General features: G+C 72.0%; 17 protein-coding genes. 12 read left to right on the forward strand and 5 right to left on the reverse strand.

Features of this window, described 5'->3' with window-relative positions:
* Complete coding sequence (locus AB0J80_RS32180) at nt 1-702, reverse strand: carbon-nitrogen hydrolase family protein (RefSeq protein WP_364712637.1); 702 nt, start codon at nt 700-702, stop codon at nt 1-3.
* A gap of 22 nt (nt 703-724) precedes the next feature.
* On the opposite strand from AB0J80_RS32180, the gene AB0J80_RS32185 reads away from it, so the two are divergent.
* From AB0J80_RS32185 to AB0J80_RS32220, 8 genes are read left to right on the forward strand one after another with little or no spacing between them, the layout of a single operon-like run.
* The gene (locus tag AB0J80_RS32185) at nt 725-2479 is read left to right on the forward strand and encodes a hypothetical protein (RefSeq protein ID WP_364712569.1); all 1755 of its coding nucleotides are present in this window, start codon (nt 725-727) and stop codon (nt 2477-2479) included.
* 41 nt (nt 2480-2520) lie between these two features.
* Nucleotides 2521-3093 (forward strand): NADAR family protein, encoded by a 573-nt coding sequence (locus AB0J80_RS32190; protein WP_364712571.1) that lies wholly within the window; start codon nt 2521-2523, stop codon nt 3091-3093.
* Between the two features lie 14 nt (nt 3094-3107).
* Entirely contained in the window at nt 3108-4952 is a 1845-nt protein-coding gene (locus AB0J80_RS32195; RefSeq protein ID WP_364712574.1) for a dynamin family protein, read from the forward strand.
* Between the two features lie 29 nt (nt 4953-4981).
* Complete coding sequence (locus tag AB0J80_RS32200; RefSeq protein ID WP_364712577.1) at nt 4982-5905, forward strand: hypothetical protein; 924 nt, start codon at nt 4982-4984, stop codon at nt 5903-5905.
* 8 nt (nt 5906-5913) lie between these two features.
* Complete coding sequence (locus AB0J80_RS32205; protein ID WP_364712580.1) at nt 5914-6219, forward strand: hypothetical protein; 306 nt, start codon at nt 5914-5916, stop codon at nt 6217-6219.
* Nucleotides 6219-8495: an Hsp70 family protein gene (locus AB0J80_RS32210; RefSeq protein WP_364712583.1), complete on the forward strand. Its 2277-nt coding sequence runs from the start codon at nt 6219-6221 to the stop codon at nt 8493-8495. Before AB0J80_RS32205 ends, AB0J80_RS32210 begins: the two co-directional genes overlap by 1 nt.
* The gene (locus AB0J80_RS32215) at nt 8492-9925 is read left to right on the forward strand and encodes a dynamin family protein (protein WP_364712585.1); all 1434 of its coding nucleotides are present in this window, start codon (nt 8492-8494) and stop codon (nt 9923-9925) included. Before AB0J80_RS32210 ends, AB0J80_RS32215 begins: the two co-directional genes overlap by 4 nt.
* Nucleotides 9922-10452: a sigma-70 family RNA polymerase sigma factor gene (locus AB0J80_RS32220; protein ID WP_364712587.1), complete on the forward strand. Its 531-nt coding sequence runs from the start codon at nt 9922-9924 to the stop codon at nt 10450-10452. Before AB0J80_RS32215 ends, AB0J80_RS32220 begins: the two co-directional genes overlap by 4 nt.
* Here the strand turns inward: AB0J80_RS32220 and AB0J80_RS32225 are convergent.
* The 3 genes from AB0J80_RS32225 to AB0J80_RS32235 form a co-directional block, all read right to left on the reverse strand.
* The gene (locus tag AB0J80_RS32225; protein ID WP_364712590.1) at nt 10388-11398 is read right to left on the reverse strand and encodes a hypothetical protein; all 1011 of its coding nucleotides are present in this window, start codon (nt 11396-11398) and stop codon (nt 10388-10390) included. The two genes, AB0J80_RS32220 and AB0J80_RS32225, sit on opposite strands and share 65 nt — an antisense overlap.
* Nucleotides 11399-11405: 7 nt before the next feature.
* The gene (locus AB0J80_RS32230) at nt 11406-11900 is read right to left on the reverse strand and encodes a hypothetical protein (RefSeq protein ID WP_364712593.1); all 495 of its coding nucleotides are present in this window, start codon (nt 11898-11900) and stop codon (nt 11406-11408) included.
* A gap of 231 nt (nt 11901-12131) precedes the next feature.
* Complete coding sequence (locus AB0J80_RS32235) at nt 12132-12395, reverse strand: hypothetical protein (protein ID WP_364712596.1); 264 nt, start codon at nt 12393-12395, stop codon at nt 12132-12134.
* Nucleotides 12396-12511: 116 nt separating this feature from the next.
* Between AB0J80_RS32235 and AB0J80_RS32240 the strand changes: the two genes are divergently transcribed.
* The 4 genes from AB0J80_RS32240 (at nt 12512) to AB0J80_RS32255 (ending at nt 15863) form a co-directional block, all read left to right on the forward strand.
* On the forward strand, nt 12512-13507 hold the full coding sequence (locus AB0J80_RS32240; RefSeq protein WP_364712599.1) for an SRPBCC family protein: 996 nt from the start codon (nt 12512-12514) through the stop codon (nt 13505-13507).
* On the forward strand, nt 13504-14679 hold the full coding sequence (locus AB0J80_RS32245; RefSeq protein ID WP_364712602.1) for a zinc-dependent alcohol dehydrogenase: 1176 nt from the start codon (nt 13504-13506) through the stop codon (nt 14677-14679). Before AB0J80_RS32240 ends, AB0J80_RS32245 begins: the two co-directional genes overlap by 4 nt.
* Nucleotides 14680-14895: 216 nt before the next feature.
* Entirely contained in the window at nt 14896-15609 is a 714-nt protein-coding gene (locus AB0J80_RS32250; protein ID WP_364712605.1) for a glycerophosphodiester phosphodiesterase, read from the forward strand.
* Nucleotides 15606-15863 carry a hypothetical protein gene (locus AB0J80_RS32255; RefSeq protein WP_364712608.1) on the forward strand — a complete coding sequence of 86 codons (258 nt, stop codon included), beginning with the start codon at nt 15606-15608 and terminating at the stop codon, nt 15861-15863. The genes AB0J80_RS32250 and AB0J80_RS32255 overlap by 4 nt, the downstream gene beginning before the upstream one ends.
* Before the next feature lie 86 nt (nt 15864-15949).
* Here AB0J80_RS32255 and AB0J80_RS32260 read toward each other — a convergent pair whose 3' ends face one another.
* Nucleotides 15950-18190, reverse strand: a complete 2241-nt coding sequence (locus AB0J80_RS32260; protein WP_364712610.1) for a discoidin domain-containing protein — start codon at nt 18188-18190, stop codon at nt 15950-15952.
* Between the last annotated feature and the right edge of the window lie 84 nt (nt 18191-18274).

Consider the following 18274-nt stretch of genomic DNA (forward strand, 5'->3'; position numbering starts at 1 on the left):
TCACGAGGGGAAAACGGCCCGTGCGAGGTCGTCGGGGGCGGCACTTGCCTCGGCGAGGAGCTTGCCTGCTGCGGACCAGATACCTGAACGCCCGGAAGTACGGTCGAAGCCACCACCGGTGGGACCCGCGAAGGCCGCCGTGGCCACCCACACGCCGTGGTCGGCGGCGACTCGGCGGGCGCGATCGCCGTGAAGTCCGGCCTCGTGGTCGGCGTGAACGACTCCGGCGACATATCCATCCATGCCCAGGGCGGCGGTCCTGGCCGCATGGTCGGGAACTCCCGTGTCGCGACAGACGGCGAGCCCGAGCCGCCAGCCGTCCACTTCGATCACTGCGGGCTCGCCAGGCACGAAGTGGTCGGCTTCGTCGCCATGCAGGTACGTCTTCGCGTAGACCACACGTGCCCCTCGGGCGTCCACCGCGAGTACGCCTATGCCGGGGCCTGGAACGGGCGCGCCCACCAGGGCGAGCGTTCCCGTATCGGCGCAGGCAGCGATGATCGGAGCCAGCCGCGCGTCATCGGGGGCGATGGGGGCGGCGTCCAGCTCGTATCCGGTCAATGACATCTCGGGGAACACGACGACGCGGGCGTCCGCCGCCCGAACGGCCTGTGCATGGGCGGCAGCGTTGGCCGCCACGCCGTGAGCCACGCAGCTCGGCTGCGCCACCGCGATGCTCAAAGCCTGCCTCGCCCTCGGCATCCGTTGTCCGTCCTTCCACTCGATGATCATCCACGGGTCCCGAGCATTGTCGCTGGTGCGGCTGTTCCGGGCGACGGTGGTGCGGCATGATCCGGTCGTGGCCGACCACACCGACGCTGACCTCGAGACACCCTTGACCGTCGACGAGTTCATGCGGGTGTTCGCCGCGCAACGGCCCGACCGGGACTGGGTCGAGGCGGTGGGGCGGTTCCTGCCGATGCTGGACCCGGAACAGGTGACCGGCCTCCTGACGGCTCTTTCGCGTGCTGATCGCCGTACCCGGGTGGACCTGGCCCGGGTCCTGGCACCGCACCTGGACCGGGGGCAGGCGGCCGAGGCCGCCGCGGTCGTCGCGACGACCAAGGGCGCGGCTGCGCGGTTGGCGGCCCTCGGCTGCCTCGTCGACCGGTTACCGGACGCGGAGCGCGACAACGCTGTGGCGGCCGCCTTGCAGCGCGCCGTCAAGGTGCCGGCCGAGGCTCACGACCTGATCGCCTGGGCCGCGCCTTACCTGCCGGCGCACCAGCTGGTAGCCACGCTTCGTGCCTTGGCGACCAAGCAGGTGCCTCGCATGCACTACCAGACGCTTCGGGCAGCGGTGGCCCACCTTGCACCGGACGACCTCGACGAGGTGCTGGCGTTCCTGCCGACGATCCCGGAGGAGGCTGTGCGGGCATTCGCGCTGGCGGAGCTGGCGCCTCTGCTGCCGGCGGACCGGGTGGGCACCGCTCTGGCTCTCGCCCGCGACATCGGTGCGGGCATCTACCGGGCCCGTGCCCTTGGCGGGCTGGCGCCGCATCTGCAGGCGGATGAGTGTGCTGCTGTCGTGCGGGACGCGCTGCACGAAAGTCTGCGCGAGTCGGAGCTCCGCGAGGTCGTGGTGGAAGTGCTCGCCCCGCTGCTCGACCGGGACCAGCACGACACGGTGCTCACCCTGGTCGCAGGCGGCGACACGCGTACGGCTGGGCTGCTGCGCTGCTGCGCACCGTACCTCGACTCCGCGCAGCTGGACCGGGCACTCGATCTGCTGAGCGACCGGCGGTTCGACTACCTCGGCGGCGAAGGGCTGCCGGCTCTTGAGCCGTGGCTGTCGCCCGCGCAGCGGTGCCGGGCGGCGGCGGACCTCCTTGCCCGGGTGGTCCGCACCCGTGGCGTGCTGGACCACCCGTCGGCGCTCGTCCTCGCCGCTCTCGCCGAAGACCTCACCGCCGCCCAGGTGGACGCGGTCGTCGATGCCGCCTCACTGCCGTACGAGAGCCACCACCGGGCCTGGCTGATCGCTGCCGTCCTGCCCCGGTTGAGCACGGCGCAGGCGGTTCGGGCCCTGGAGCACGCGCTGGGAATCCCGGATGCCCTCTGGCGTACGCCAGTGCTGGGAGACCTGTTCCCCCGGCTCGACGCTGACGGACGCTCACGGGTGGTCGCGTTCACCGCCACCATCGACGACCCCGCGACGCGGGTTGCGGCTGTCGCCGCATTCCTGGTCCACCTACCGCTCCGGGCTCGGGATCCGCACCTCGGCGGGGCACTCGACGTCGCCGAGGCGATCGCTGAGCCGCACGAGCGGGCGATCGCTCTCGCGCGTCTGGCCGCGGCCCTGCCGGCGCCGGCGCGTGACCGCCCGTTGCGGCTCGCATTCTGCGCTGCCCAGGGGGTGGCTGACCGCAGCCGTCGTATCCGGGCTCTGGCAGCCGTCGGCGCCACGCTGACCGGGACCCGGACGGAGCTTCCGGCCCTCCGGCCCGCAATCCCGATCGTGACCACAGATCTGCGCTAACCTCCCTGGCGGTCCTCTCGATCGGAAGGTGCCCCATGGCAGTGGACGCGCTGAGCAAGCAGCGGGACCGGCTGTGGGCCCGGGTCGCGGAAAGCACCGACGGTGCGCTCGGGTTCCTGCCGTTCTGGCGACCTCGGCCCGAGCCCGACGGCGGGGTGGGGGCAGGATGCCTGAGCCAGTTCTGGCCGGCCCCGTTTACCGTCGACGGCACGACGTTTCCCAGCGCCGAGCACTTCATGATGTGGCGCAAGGCGACGCTGTTCGCCGATTCGGACACGGCGCGCCGAGTCCTGGCGGCGAGGGATCCCGCGACGGCCCAGGCCCTCGGCAGGCAGGTGCGGGGGTTCATCGAGCGGACGTGGACTGCCACCCGCTTCCCGGTGGTCGTGGAGGGCAATCTCGCCAAGTTCGGCGCACATCCGGCGCTGCGGAACTTCCTGCTCGGCACCGGCGATCGCGTCCTGGTCGAAGCGAGCCCGGTCGACCTGGTCTGGGGCGCCGGACTGGCCGCCGACCATCCCGACATCGCTGTTCCGGGCCGTTGGCGAGGTCAGAATCTCCTAGGATTCGCGCTGATGGAGGTCCGGGACCGGCTGCATGGCGACGGTTCATAACAGGGAAGGTGGGCATGCCGTCATCCCGGCTCACGATCACCCGGGAGCAGCACCGCGCCATCTTCGGCACGGGTGACCTGCTCAAACGGCACGGCTTGGACGAGTACGCCGACCGGGTGCGGGACGGCCTGCGCGAGGCCGCGTCCGGGCAGCCCGCCGTCGTGGTCGTCGGTGAGGTCAAACGCGGGAAGAGCTCCCTGGTGAACGCCCTGACCGGACGCGACGTGTCGCCGGTCGACGTGGCCGTGCTGACGGCGGCATTCCTGCGTGTCGTGCCGCCGTCGATCGAGCTGCCGGACGACGGCTGGGCGCTGACCGGCCAGGGGGGACGGCGCCGGGTGTCGCGGCAGGAGGCGTGGGCCGCCCTGAGCACGGGTGCCGAGGAGATGCCGGACGGCGACGAGTCGCCCGGGTGTGTGGAGGTGGCGGCGGCCAGTCGCTGGCTGCCCGGGGTCACTCTCGTGGACACGCCGGGGTTCGGTGGCCTCGAGTCGGCACACACGCGGCTGGCCCGGTGGCTGGCCGCTCGTGCGGGCGTGCTGCTCGTGGTCACCGATGCGGGGCAGGTCCTGACGGCGCCGGAGCTGCGGTTCCTGACGGAGGCGGCCGAAGGCGTCGAGGCGGTCGTCTTCGCGGTCACCAAGGCGGACCGCTATCCCGACGGAGGACGACAGGTCATGGCGGAGAACCGCGCCCTCCTGCGCCTGCACGCCCCGCGGTTCGCCGACGCGCCGATGCTCACGGTTTCGGCGACGCTGGCCGGCGAGGCCGCGGCAGCCGACGACCAGGAGATCCGAACACTGCTGGAGCAGGAGTCGAACGTCGCGGCCCTGGCGGCGACGGTGCGCGAGCGCATCGCCGACGGCCGCACCGTGGGCCTGGCGAACGTGCTACGCACCGCCGTCTCCGGCCTGGACCGGCTGGCCGCCCACCTCGACGGTCAACGCCGGGGCCTGGCCGCCGCCGCCGACGGTGACCCGGTGCGCATCGAACGGGAGACGCTCGACCAGCTGCGGGCCCGCGACCGCCGGTGGCGGCTGGACCTGGAACGGGACCTGGGCCGGCTGCGCCAGGGCGCGGTCGGCGACATCGGACGCCTGCTCGACGACGTACGCGACCGGTGGCGGCTGCGGATCAGCCGGGAATGGACGGGCACCACCGAGGCGGGCGCCACCCAGCTGCTCGGTGAGCTGGAGAGCGAGCTGCGCCTGGTGGCGGCGCACGTCGCCGGACAGCTGCAGGACGGTCTCGTGACGATGGCGGCGGAACTGTTCGGCAGCGTGGACGCCGCCGTCGAGGTGCTGCGGCCGGCGGCTGCCGAGCTGGAGGGGCTGGCCCCGTCCCCGGTACGCCGGCGCCCGGATCTGGGCCGCGGGGCGGTGGATCCCGCGCTGGCGAGCTCGGCGCTGATGGGCGCGGGTCTGGCCGGCCGGCTCGGCCTGGCCGGCACGACGCTCGGACCGCTCGGGCTGGTGTTCGGCGGAGCCTGGTTCCTGGTGAACCTCGGCGCCCGTCGGTTGCGCATCGGCCGGCAACGACTGGACGCCGCGCTCACCGAGTCGGTCACGGCGTTGCGCGCCGAGCTGGTCGGGGCGGTCGACGCCGCCATCCGCGAATGCCGTCCCGAACTCGTGATCGCCGTCCAGGAACACCTGATGGCCGAGATCAAGCGGGTCGAGGCCGTCATCCTGGCCGCCGAGCGTACGAACCGGATGTCCGCCGGCCGGCGGGCCGAACGGGTGGCGGCGGTCGACCGCGAGCTGGCGGCCGTGGCAGCGCAGCGGGACCTTGCCGAGCGCCAGCTCGCCGGGATGACGGCGCCGGGAACATTCCCCGATGCCGCCGCATCCGACTCGTGACGACCCACCACGCCACCTCGGGAGACGCCATGACGGACCACGACGACTGGACGGACGCCCTGCGGCCCTTCCTCCACGAGGACCCCGCCTCCGAGTCGCCGGTCGACGAACCGGCGCCGGGGCCGGGGCCGCACGACGGGTTCGAGTTGCCCGAGCCGGCCGGCCTCCTCCCGTTCCCCGAGGACGCATCGGCGAGCGCCGGGGCCGCCCTGGTGTCCGATGGTCAGCTCGTCGGCGACCCGGTCGGTGACGCCGAGCACTGGTTCGAACAGTCGGCGAACGGATACTGCGTGCCGTCGAGCATCGCGCAGATCTTCGCCGAGTACAGCGGCATACCCGTACCCGACGAGTCGGCGTTCGTGGCCAGGGCCAACGCGCTGCACCTGTTCACGGTCGGGCCGGACGGCACGCCCAGCATGGGTATCGACGGCGCCCAGGCGCTCCTGGAGGACGCGGGGGTCCCCGCCGACATCGAGATCGGCATCGGTGTCGACACGCTGGCCGGATATCTGGCCGAGGGCCGGCGGGTGATGCTGGCCGTCGACAGCGACGAGATCTGGTACGGCCGTGAGGATGAGGCCGCGGCAGATCACGCGGTGGTCCTGACCGGCATCGACACGGCCCGGGGCGTGGCGATCCTGTCCGACCCGGGTACCCCGGACGGCAACATGCTGGAGGTTCCGCTGGACGTGCTGGCCGACGCGTGGGCCGACGGCGGTAACGCGGCGCTGGTGTGCGACTACCCGCCAGGCGAGGTGCCCGGCACGGACGGGGGAGCGGCGCCGGCCGAGCCGATCGTCGGCGACATCCCGGTCGGCGTGGCCACCGCTGCGGAGCTGCCCGGTGAACCCTCCGGGCAGGTCGAGGCCGTCGTGTCATGGCTGGTGCAACGACCGTACGTTGTTCTGCCGGTGCTGTTGGCGGGCGGCGCGGTGCTGGCGCGCCGCCGGTGACGGATGCCATGGATCCCGTGCAGGGGGTGCTCGGCGAGCCGCCGGCACCCCCGCCGGAGGTCTGGGCGGCGGTGCTCGCACGGGCGCTGGATCCGCAGGCGCCCCCGATCGACGCCGCGGGCCTGCTGCCCGAATACGACAGCGGGGCGGAATGGGCCAGCGACGAGACAGACCTGATCGACGACGACACGGACGGGTGGTCCCACCCGCACGGACAGTTGACCGAGGTCGTTCCGGACCACCACGATGACGCACACGATCACGCACCGCCCGAGGAGCCTTGGTCATCGGGGCCCGAACCGGAGATGTCTTGATGCCCGGCTGGACCCTGTCGATCGACTTCGGCACCTCCAACACCGCCGCCGCGTACCGTCGCCACGGCGGGGACCCGGTGGCGATCCGGCTGTCCGATCAAGCCGAGCAGATGCCGTCCGCGGTCCTCGTCACGCCGGACGACGTCTGGGTGGGCAGCAAGGCGGTGCGGTCCGCCCGGCTCCACCCGGACGGCTTCGAACGCTCCCCGAAGCGGCTGATCGGCCAGGACTCGGTGCTGCTGGGCGGCCGGGAGGTGCCGGTGGTGACCCTGGTCGCCGCGGTGCTGCGAGCGGTGGCCGCCCGCGCGAGCCGCGTCGGCGGCGACGACCGGCCGGACGCCGTCCTGCTGACGCATCCGCAGGACTGGGCTGAGCCTCGCCGCGAGGTGCTCCGGGCGGCGGCCGTCGAAGCCGGCTTCGCCGCGGAAGCCGTGCGGCTGGTGTCGGAGCCCGTCGCAGCGGTCGCCTACTACGCGCACACCACGCCGCTGCCGGCCGACCGTACCGTCGCGGTCTTCGACTTCGGCGGTGGCACCTGCGATGTCGCCCTGCTGCGCGGGGCCAAGAATGCGACCGCGTTGCACGTGCTCGCCTCGGCCGGCGCCGACCCGCTCGGCGGCGACGTCTTCGACCACGTGCTGCTGACGGCGGTGCTGCGCAGGCTCGAGGAGCGCGACCGCGGTGATTTGGTCCGAGCTCTGGGCGACCCGGCCAACGCCCGTGCGGTGCAGGCGTTCCGCAACGACGTGCGGGAGGCGAAGCACGAGCTGAGCGAGCACGAGCACGCCAGCATCCCGGTCGTGGTCGGCGACACCGAAGAGATGGTGACGATCACCGCCACCGAGTTCGACGAGCTGATCGCCCCGCACGTCCGGCGGGCCGTCGACCTGACGACGCAGACACTGGCTCAGGCCGGGCTGGCCGCCGCCGACCTGCATGCGCTGTACCTGACCGGTGGCTCGTCGTACCTGCGGGCTGTGCAGCGGGAACTGGTCGCGCTGCTGGGCCGGCCGTTCGCCACGCTCGGCGATCCGAAGCTCGTGGTCGCGCTGGGCGCCCACCATGCCGTGCTCGCACCGGCGCCGCAGCCAGTGCCGCAGCCAGTGCCGCAGCCAGTGCCGCAGCGGGCGCCGGAGCCGGCGCCGCGGGCGGAACTGCCGGCGAGAAAGGCCGCGAGCGAGGCAGTGCCGGACGCGCCGGACGGCCCGGACGGTCTCAGTGCGGCCGCGCAGCGCGTCCTGACCGCCAACCCGGCGTTGGCCGCCGCCCTGGCCGCCACGACGGACGGCCCGGCGGTCATCGACGACGTGCTGACCCTCGTCGCGCTGATGTGCGTGCCGGACCTCGTGGAACGGGTCACCGCCGAGCCGGCGCTGCTAAGCCGGCTGCGCCGGGCGAACACGGTCCTGGAGGTCCCGAACGAGCCGGTGAAGGGCGTACCCCTGCCGGTCCGGGTGTTCCTCGGCGACTCGGCGGCCTGGACCGGAGCGTTCCGCACCGCTGCCGCCCGGCGCACCTGGGACGAGGAACACAGCCCCGGCGGCATGTGGGCCACCCGCATGCTGCGCACCTGGTGCACGGCGACGCCGCAGGAAAGACGGCAGATCTTCGACACCCCGAAGTGGCAGCGGTGGGCGCCGACCGAGGCGCACTACCCGGACGGTTATCACAGCGCCGACCCCCCGGAACCCGACCTGGTCGCCCTGTCGCCCACCACCGTCAGGCCGTCGGCCGCCGCGCCGCGCGACCGCAACCTGCCGCGCCCGCAGCACCCCAGCGCGCAGCAGCAGCCCTACCTCCGCGACCTCGCCGAGCTCTACGCCGGCGGATCGCCCGGCATGGGCCTGGAAGCCGTCAGCCGCCCCATGCCTGACCTGGCGGCCCAGGTACTGCACCACCTGGGCGACCTGCCGGCGGTACGGCGCTGCCCGGTGGAGGTGATGGGGGTGGGCCTGACCGGGTACAAGAGCGAGCTGCTGTTCTATCCCGCGCAGGGCGACCGGCCGCCCGCGGTGGTGATCCCGTTCCCGGGCCTGATGCTGGCCACGATCACCGGAACGCCCGGATGGAACGGATCCCCGATCATCCTCACCGCCGACGTGGTGACCGGCGTGGCCATCCGGGTCTCCTGGGGCAACGTGCACCGCCGGGTCGTGGTCAGCACCGTTTCCCGGCCCGGGGCCACCTGCCCGCCGCCCGGCGGAGAGGTGCACCTGCGCGGCGGTCAGCTGACGGACCTGGCCAACCGCGTCCGAGCCCACCTGGGGCGGCGGTGACGCACCCGGTTCCCGCCCGTGTGGCCCTCCTGTGCGATCAGGTCGCACCCCTGCTCGACGACGCCGGTCGTGAAGCCGCGGCCGCCGTCCGGGGCGGGCTGGCCGAACCGCTGCGCCTGGCGGTGGTCGGCCGGGTCAAGGCCGGCAAGTCCACGCTGGTCAACGCCCTCGTAGGGCGCAGGATCGCGCCCACCGCGGCCGGCGAGTGCACCCGGGTGGTCACCTGGTACCGGTACGGTGCCCCGGAACGCGCCGAGGTCGAGCTGCGCGACGGCACCCGGCGGGACCTGCCGTTGGTCGACGGCCGGCTGCCGGAGCAGCTCGGACTGCCGGACGCGGACGTCGCGCGCATCGTGGTCCACCTGCAGGCGGGAGCATTGCGCGAGCACACCGTCATCGACACGCCAGGGCTCGCCACGCTGACCGCCGACAACGAGGCCGCCACCCGGCAGGCGGTGCTCGGCGCCGGTGACCCGGCCGGCGGATCCTCGGACGCCGGGCAGGCCGACGCGGTGCTGTTCGTCTTCCGCGAGGCGGAACGGCAGGACGAGATCGCCTTCCTGCAGCAGTTCCGCGCCGCCACCGGCGAGCTGGGCGCCAGCGCCGTCAACGCGGTCGGTGTGCTGTCGCAGGCCGACCTGTTCGACGGCGTCGACGTGGATCCGTTCGTGGCCGCGGACGGTCAGGCGGCCCGGTTGGCCACCGCCCGCGCCCCTGACGTGTCGGCGGTCGTCGCCGTCTCGGGCCTGCTCGCCGAGACCGCCCGCACCGGCCGCATCCGCGAGCAGGACGCCCGTGTTCTCGCCGCCGCAGCGGACGTACCGGAACAGCGACTGCGACTACGGCACCGGCTGCCGCTGCCCGACGACGTCGACGCGCCCGCGCTCGAGCGGCTGTACCCGGTGCTGGGCAACTACGGCGTGCACCGGGGCCGCGAGCGGGCCGGCGCCGGGGCACACCACCTGGTGGGATGGCTGGAGTCCGTCTCCGGTATCGCCCGCGTCGAGGAGCTTCTGCGCCGCAGCCTGCTCAGCCGCGCCCACGCGTTGAAGGCGATGCGGGCGCTGACCGTACTGAGCCGAGCGTCCCAGCGCGCCGGCGCCGACGCGGCGCTCGCCCTGATCGAGCAGGCCCGGCTCGATCCGGCGTTGCACCCCGTACGCGAACTGCGCGCCCTTCGCCTGCTGGTCGCCGAGGCGCCCGGATCGCCGCTGCGCGCCTCGCTGGAACAGGTCAGTGCGGACACCACCGACACCGCTCGGCTCGGGCTGCCGGACGAGGCGAGCGCCGACGAGATCGCCGATACGGCACGCCGGCAAGCCGCCGCCGCGCAGTCGCAGTCCGCGTTCGCCCTGATGCCGGCCGAGGTCGAGGCAGGACGGGTACTTGCGCGCTCGTACCAGTTGATCGCGCGCCGGGCGCGGCCATGAGCGCGGAGGATGCGGCCCTCGTCGCCCGGGCCCGGGCGGGCGACAGCGTCGCCTTCGCGGCGCTGGCCGGCGAATGCCGCACCAGGGTGTGGGCGATCTGCCTGCGGCTGACCGGCAACCATGCCGACGCCGAGGACGCCCTCCAGGACGCGTTGATGGCCGCCTGGCAGCACATCGGCAGCTTCCGGGAGGAAGCCCGGTTCAGCACCTGGCTGTACCGGATCGCCGCGAACGCGGCACTCGGCATCGTGCGGCGCCGCCGGGACACCCCGTGGAATCCCGACGCACACGACTACCTGGTGGTCGTCGACGACCATGCCGACGGCCATGCCGAACGCGACCGGGTGCAGTCGGCGCTGGCGCAGGTTCCGGAGCCGTTCCGCACCGCTCTGGTACTGCGCGAGTACGGCGATCTGAGCTACGAGGAGATCGCCGCTCACCAGGGTGTCGGCGTACAGACCGTCAAGAGCCGGCTGTACCGGGCGCGGGCGGCGATGGGGGAGCTGTTGCGTCCGGAGCGGAGCTGACCCGCAACGACGGCACGAGCTCGTCGAGCGTGGTGCCGAGTGCCGCGTCGTCGCGGAACGGCAGCTCCATCACGAGCTGGAATCCGACGTCGTCGCGGACGCCCACCACCACGTTGGTGAGCATGCGGCCCCGGCCCGACGGCTGCCAGTCGAAGCGGTACATCCGAGCCCGGGTCAGCCCGTCGACCCGCACCTCGCGTTCGCCCAGCGACCGCTTGCCGCGCAGGAAAGGCGCGCGGGCGAACACCTCGTCCGTCCACTCGTCGAGGCCGCCCTGCCACAGGTGCTCCACGGAGGCGGTGGCGATGCGGTCGCCGGCGTCGAGCTGCAGCGTCTCCTGCCACCACCAGCCGTCGACCCGTATCCAGGAGTGCGGCTTCCCGGCCGGTCCGGGCGTCGTGGCGAGCGTCCAGCCGGTCCCGGCCACGGTGTCGTAGCGGTCCGGTGGCCCGCTGCCCAGCACCACCACGCCGAGCGGTGAGCCCGACACGTCCACCTCGCCGGTGTCCGCGCCGGCGATGAAGGCACGCGGCGGCCCGCCGTTCCCGACGGAGAACGTGTCGCAGTCTCCCGGCAGCGTACCGATGCGGCATGGTTCGCTCTCGGCGAGGGGAGCGCTGCCGAACGGCAGCTGGTGACGAAACCGCAACCGCAGCCGTTCGGCGACCGGCCTGTTCGGGTTCTCGGCCGGATCCAGCGCTCGGTCCGGCACGACGGCCCGCAGCAAGGCGAACGGCTCCTCGTCGAGGAGACCGCCCCAGCCGGAGACGCGCAGGGGTCCGCGCATCCGCCGGATGGAGCTGACCACCCACCCGGCATCGAGGTCGGCCGTGAGCAGGCCCGGCCACGGCCGGACGGCGGCCGGATCCAGCTCACGCGCGGCGTCGGTGGGTGGCGGCGGTGGGCCGTCGTGAAAGGTGGGCGGGGGCGGCCAGTCCGAGGTCATGAGCGCCTCACGCCCGACGCGGGTCGTTCGGCGCCGCGTCCCGGTTGTCGGCGAAGGAGTCGCCGTCGCTGTCCGGGGTGCCGCCGGTGACCTGGCCGCTCTGCTCGGCGATCTCGATGATCAACCCCGCCGGGCCGTCGAAGCTCGGCCGGCCACCGACCACCGCGCCGGCCGGCGCCTGGGCCGCGTCGTCGAGGCCGTTCTCGTCGGCGTCGACGACCACCCGGTCGAAGACACCGTCGCCCGTGTCGTCGAAAACGCTTCGGTCGATCAGGCCGTTCTGATCGGTGTCCACGCCCGCCGCCTCGAAGACCCCGTTCTCGTCGCGGTCGGCGAGGACGACGTCCAGGACACCGTTGCCGTCCTGGTCCAGACCCACGCCGTCGATCACGCCGTCAAGGTCGGCGTCGGCCGACACCATGTCGATCCGGCCGTCCGCGTCCCGATCGGCCGCCACGGCCTCGGAGTAGCCGTCGCCGTCGCTGTCCAGGTACTCGATCATCGTTGCCTCCTTCGTCATCGTTGCCGGTCTGAGGCGGTCCGGCCCGCGTTTGTTCCCGGACGCCCTGGCATTCAGTGGATATGCGTGTCCTTCCTCGGGCATCGCCCGAACCGCCCTGGCCGCCCACTCCCGGTCGAACGTCATCAACCGCTTCAGGTTCCTCACCAACGCCCCCGAACGCGGGGCGCTGTCGGTGCTCTACGCCGCCATCCAGGACGTCCCCGGCACCTCCTACGTCGGCCCGGACGGGCCGGGTGGCTTGCGGGGGAGTCCCACGCTTGTCTGCCGGCCGCGCTCCCCGGGGTGCCGCTGGGCGTCCTTCTCGTCCCGCCAGCCGGCGGGTTGGGGATGATAGCCGTAGGCGGCCGCCCGTACCGTGTCCTCGTCCTCCAGCCCGGAGCCGATCGCGCCGCCGACGGTGGCCAGCGAGCTGATCAGCCAGGCGAGGGTCAGGTAGTCGGTGAAGCCGACCGGCCAGGTGCAATTTCCATGCAACGTTCCAACAGCGGGTTAGGTGGCGTCCCGGCGGGTACCCGCGCCAAAACCCACCGTGCCTCGGTTCGCCGTGAACTGGGAGGCTCGCCCGGACCGATCGAACACGGAGGTCATCCGTGACACTGGCGACCCGAGAGACAAGAAAGGCCGAGCAGCATGAGCTGACGCGGCGAGCTCGCCGGCTCGGCTGGATGAGCCTCGGTCTCGGCGTGGCACAGCTGGCGGCGCCCGACACCGTGCGCCGGATCAGCGGCGTGGACGACTCCGCGACCTCCCGGGCGGTGGTGCCACTCGTCGGGGCGCGCGAGCTGGTACACGCGGCCGGGCTCCTGACGAGCCGGCGCAAGAGCGTGTGGGCATGGACCCGGGTGGCGGGCGACGCGATGGACCTGACGTCGCTCGGGATGGCGATCGCGCACCGTGGCGGACCCCGCCGGCGGCGGCTCGTCGGGGTGACCGGGGTCGTCGCCGGGATCACGGTGGTGGACCTGCTGTGCGCCGTGCAGGCCAGTCGGGTGAAGGAGATCGGCTCCGCACCGGCGGTGCGGGGGACACGTAAAGGAGGATTCGTGGAGCTGACAGCGACGACGACGATCCGCAAAGCTGCGCCGGAGGTGTACGCGTTCTGGCGAGATCTGGAGAACCTGCCGACGTTCATGGCGCATCTCGAGCAGGTCCGCACCACCGGTGACCGTACGAGCCACTGGACCGCCGGCGCCCCGTTCGGCAAGGACGTCCAGTGGGACGCGGAGATCATCGACGAGGTGGCCGGCGAGAAGATCGCGTGGCGCTCGACCGGGCACGCCGACGTGCCGAACGCCGGCACGGTGCGGTTCGTGCCCGCCCCGGACGGCGTGAGCACCGAGGTGCACGTCGAACTGACGTACGACATCCCGGGCGGCGCGGTCGGCAAGGCGGTCGCGAAGTACTTCGGTGAGGAGCCGCATCAGCAGCTTGACGACGATCTGCGCCGGCTCAAGCAGGTGCTGGAGACCGGCGAGGTGGTCCGCTCCGACGGCGCCCCGTGGGGCAAGCGGGCTCGCAAGGAGTTCCCGCAGCGTCCGGCGCAGCCGCTGTCGGACGCCGAGCTGGCGAAGGGAGCGGACGAGTGAGGGCGAACACCTGGGCGGGCCGCAACAAGGTCGAGGTCCGCGACGTGCCGGACCCGAAGATCTTGAACAAGCGCGATGCCATCGTACGGATCACCTCGACGGCGATCTGCGGCTCGGACCTGCACCTGGTCGACGGGTATGTGCCCACGATGCAGGACGGCGACATCATGGGTCACGAGTTCATGGGTGAGGTGATCGAGGTCGGCTCCGGGGTGTCCGCGGACAAGCTGCGAGTCGGTGACCGGGTGGTCGTGCCGTTCCCGATCGCGTGCGGAGCCTGCGCCGCCTGCGCGAACGAGCTGTACTCCTGTTGCGAGAACTCCAACCCCAATGCCGGGATCGCGGAGAAGATGTTCGGCCACCCGGTCGCCGGGATCTACGGCTATTCGCATCTGACCGGCGGTTTCGCGGGCGGCCAGGCCCAGTACGCGCGGGTGCCGTTCGCCGACGTGAACCCGTTGAGGATCGAGTCCGACCTGACCGACGAGCAGGTGCTGTTCCTGTCCGACATCCTGCCCACCGGCTACATGGGCGCCGAGATGTGCGACATCCAGCCCTCCGACGTCGTCGCAGTCTGGGGTGCCGGCCCGGTCGGGCAGTTCGCCATGGACAGCGCCCGGGTGCTCGGCGCCGCGAAGGTCATCGCCATCGACAAGGAGCCGTACCGGCTGCAGATGGCGGAGCAGGCCGGCTACACGACGATCAACTTCGAGGAGGCCGACGTCCGGTCCCGGCTGCTGGAGCTCACCGGCGGACGGGGTCCGGACAAGTGCATCGACGCGGTCGGTATGGAGGCCAGCCACGGCGCCGCGCACATTCACGCGTACGACCGGATCAAGCAGGCCGTCCGGTCGGAGACCGAACGCCCCCACGCCCTGCGCCAGGCGATCATGTCGTGCCGCAGCGGCGGCGTGGTCTCGGTCATCGGCGTGTACGGCGGGTTCCTCGACAAGTTCCCGGCCGGTGCCTGGATGAACCGGTCGCTGACCCTGCGCACCGGCCAGTGTCACGTCCAGCGGTACATGCGGCCGCTGCTCGAACGCATCGAACGCGGCGAGATCGACCCCACCCGCATCATCACGCACCGGATGCCGCTCGACGAGGCCCCGCACGGCTTCGACATCTTCAAGAACAAGCAGGACAACTGCGAGAAGATCATCCTCAAGCCCTGACGAGCAACCGCGGTCGTGCGGTGCGCCGCCGTTCACCGGGCGGCGCTGCAGATCCGCCGGGCGTCACTGTCCCGGCCGCGTGCATCGCGGCCGGGATGGTGGCTGGTCGCCGCCGGGTCGAGCTGCGGACATGCGGGGCTGAGATCGTGCGGTCATGTGACCCGAGCTACGTCTGGGCCGAGGCGACGGGCACCTGATCACGGATAGCCTACGGGGATGGCTCATCAGCGGATGCTCGCCGTCGCCCACCGGGCCGGCAACACCGTGGCCGGCTTGCGGGCCGCGCTCACGGCCGGGGCCGATCTCGTCGAGGCGGACGTGCATCTGTACCGCGACGCCCTCGAGATGCGGCACAGTCGCGCGCTCGGACCCCACCTGTACTGGGAGAGGTCGAGCGGCATCATGCGGCGGCGCGATGTCGTTGTTCCCGAGCTCGGCGAGATCCTCGCCGCTGCGGCCGGGGACCCGCGGTTGTTGCTCGACCTCAAGGGCAGGTCCCACACGGTCGCGGTTCGCGTCGCCGAAACACTGCGGACGCTGTGTCCTGGCGTACCCGTTGCGGTGTGCACGAAAGAGTGGGCGATGCTCGAGGCGTTCCCACCGGAGATGAACGTGCGACGGATCTTGTCCGTCGCGAACTCCCTGCAGCTGGCGCGGCTGCGCGCCCGGCTCCGCCGCGAACGGGTGGACGGCGTCTCGATCCGGCTGCGGCTGCTGACCGCTCCTGTGGTGGCCGAGCTGCGTCACGCCACCGACCTGGTCCTGGCCTGGTCCGTCGAGACCGAAGCCGAGCTCGCGCACGCCGAACGGCTGGGCGTGACCGGAGTGATCAGTAAGAACATGGTGATGGTGAGCCGGTTGGCGCAGCGGACTCGCCTGGCACCCGTGGCCGATGCCGATGCCGGCAACGCGGAGGTGGGGCCGGCATGACGCTTCCCCGGCCGTCCCGAGAGTTCCTCGCCGAGGATGTTCTGTCCGGGCGGGTCAACGTGGACAACTTTCCCTTTCGCTACATCTTCCTGACGAGTGGGGACGCGGCCAGCTTCCGTGCCGGCCATGCCGGCCTCCTTGCCAGGGCGGATGTCGTCTTCACGGCGGTGGAGCTGCTGGAGACCCGTGGCTGGGAGTTCCTGCAGGTTCTCGAAGGCGGCCAGGTCGCCTACCTCCGCCGGACGGCCCGCTGAGTTCTGTGACGTCATGAATGGCGGCGGCCACCGGTGCGCGTTGCACCGGTGGCCGCCGTGTTCAGGTCAGACAGTGAGTGTCGGGGTCAGGGATAGGCCACGACGTTGCGGGGGGTGGTGTTGCCCGCGGGGTTGGGAACCGAGCCTCCGGTGTTGTTGACGACGTTGGCGATGGTGCCGACGTCGCCGAGGGAGACGGTGAGGACGCTGTGGAGCCGGACGCCGGCCCGGTCGGGCACCTCGAACGCTCGGTCCGATCGGACGCTGGGGTTGGCGTTGAAGAAGGCGTACGAGCCGCCGCCCCAGAGCTCGTGGTCGGTGACGGCGTCGGCGACCTTGTAGGCGGCGTAGCCGTTGCCTCGGGGCCCGATCCAGGCCGCCTGGTTCGGTACGTCGTACGGCATCTCGTTCTGGAAGAAGATGGTCCGTCCGCGGTTGCCGTTCCAGTTCACCTCGTACTTCTGGTAGTGCTCGACGAAGAGGCCGGTGGCGAGCACGTCGTCGCCGTTCACGAGGAGGCCGGTGTCGCCGGTGTTGACGGTCCAGCCGGTGGCTGCGCCGCCGTGGTCGGCCCGCCAGGCCCAGATGTGGTCGATGAGCGTGTCGTCGCTGTGCACGGCGAGGGTGGTGGTGGCCTTGCCCTGGACGCTGCTGCCGACGCGGAAGAAGACGTCCTGCAGGCTGATGGGGTTCGCGGCGTGGTCGGTGTGGACGCCGGACCGTCCGACGCTCATCAACGTCGGGCTGTTCGTCGTGCCGGCATCGAAGGTGAGACCGCTGACCTTGACGCCGTCGACGTCGGCGATGTTGAGGGCCTCGACGCCGTTGTTCGGGATCAGGGTGGGGAAGCCGATGCCGGTCACCACGGTGTTGGCCCGCGTGACCTTGATCGTCTCGTTGAGGGAGTACGTGCCCGGGGTGAAGAACAGGTTCAGGCCCTGGGCGAGGGCGGAGTTGATGCGCGCGGCGCTGTCACCGGGCTTGGCGACGTAGAACTCGCGCATGGGGATCGACGTGCCGGCGGTGTTCGGCCAGTTGGCGCCCGCCGAGTTCCGCCGCAGGGCGGGCACGAAGACGCGGTAGCGGCCGGCGCTGTCGACGTACAGGTAGGGCTTCTCCCGGGTGACGGGGGTGGTCGCCAGGGTGGTGTGGGGCGGGTTCGGGAACGCGTTGGCCGGGGCGCCCTGGACGCCGGAGAAGACCATGTTCCAGACGCCGCCTTCCCAGCGTCCGATGCGGCTGTCGCGGGTGTACCACTGCTGCTGCGACCCGGAGGAGACGGTGCCGTCGACCACGGCGTCGGCCAGGTAGCCGCCGCTGGAGTAGCCCTGCCCGTTGTCCTGGTTCGACGGCGCCAGGGTCAGGTTGCCGCGGATGTGCACCCGGCGCATCGGGGCGGCCTGGGAGACGGCCCACCGGTTGGTGCCGCCCTCGGGCACGATGGACAGGTTCTCCATGCTGCGCCAGAAGTTCTGGGTCGCGTTCTTCTCGTCGCCGAAGTTCCATCCGGAGTCGACGTTGACCGCGCCGTTGATGGTCACGTCGTCGGGGTTGAGCCCGAGACCGGCGACCGTGGTGTAGAAGCCGACGTTGGCCCAGATCCGCCCGTAGGTGCCGGGCTTGAAGAGGAACACGTGGCGCTGGGTCCCGAACTGGGCGGTCGGGCTGCGCAGCTGCGCGTTGAACGCCTGGTCCACCGCCGTCTGGATGGTCGACGCCGGCGTCGACGGGTCGAAGACCCGCACGTTCGGGCCCAGGTCAGGGGTGTCGGAGGTCGGAAGGGCCGGTGTGCTGGGGCTCGGGTCGGTGCCGGCGGCGAAGACCTGGAATTCCCAGAGCGAGTAACCGTACGGCGTGGCCCGCGTGGTGCCGCTCATCCGCACGTACCGGCCGCTGCCCGTGACGTTCAGCGTCTGGACGCCGACCTTGCCGGTCGTGACGGGGGTGATGTTCGTCCAGGTGGTGCCGTTCGGCGAGGTCTGGATGGTGAAGGCCGAGGCGTACGCCGCCTCCCAGTTCAGCACGACCTGGTTGATCGACTGGGTGCTGCCCAGGTCGACCTGCAGCCACTGCGGGTCGGCGAACGTGCTGGACCACCGGGTGCCGGTGTTACCGTCCACCGCCGCGGACGCGGGGAAGGCGGCGCTCTCGAGGGACGAGGCGGTGGCCGTCTTGCCCTGCGACACCGGGGTGTCCGCGGCGCTGGCGTTGGTGGCGACCGAGGCGACGGTGATGCCGAGAGCTGCGGCCAGGACGCCGCTCAGCACGATCCGTCCGCGGCGTCGGCGTTTCTGCGGTGCTCGGGACGTGAGGGTGGGGGATGTCATGTTCCTGCCTGTCGGACGGGTTGCCGTACGTGGGTGAACAAGACGTACGGCCGGGCGGGGGACCGTGCGGCACATGGGTGAGAG

It is taken from the genome of Actinoplanes sp. NPDC049548 (genome assembly GCF_040676695.1).
Classification (GTDB): Bacteria; Actinomycetota; Actinomycetes; order Mycobacteriales; family Micromonosporaceae; genus Actinoplanes.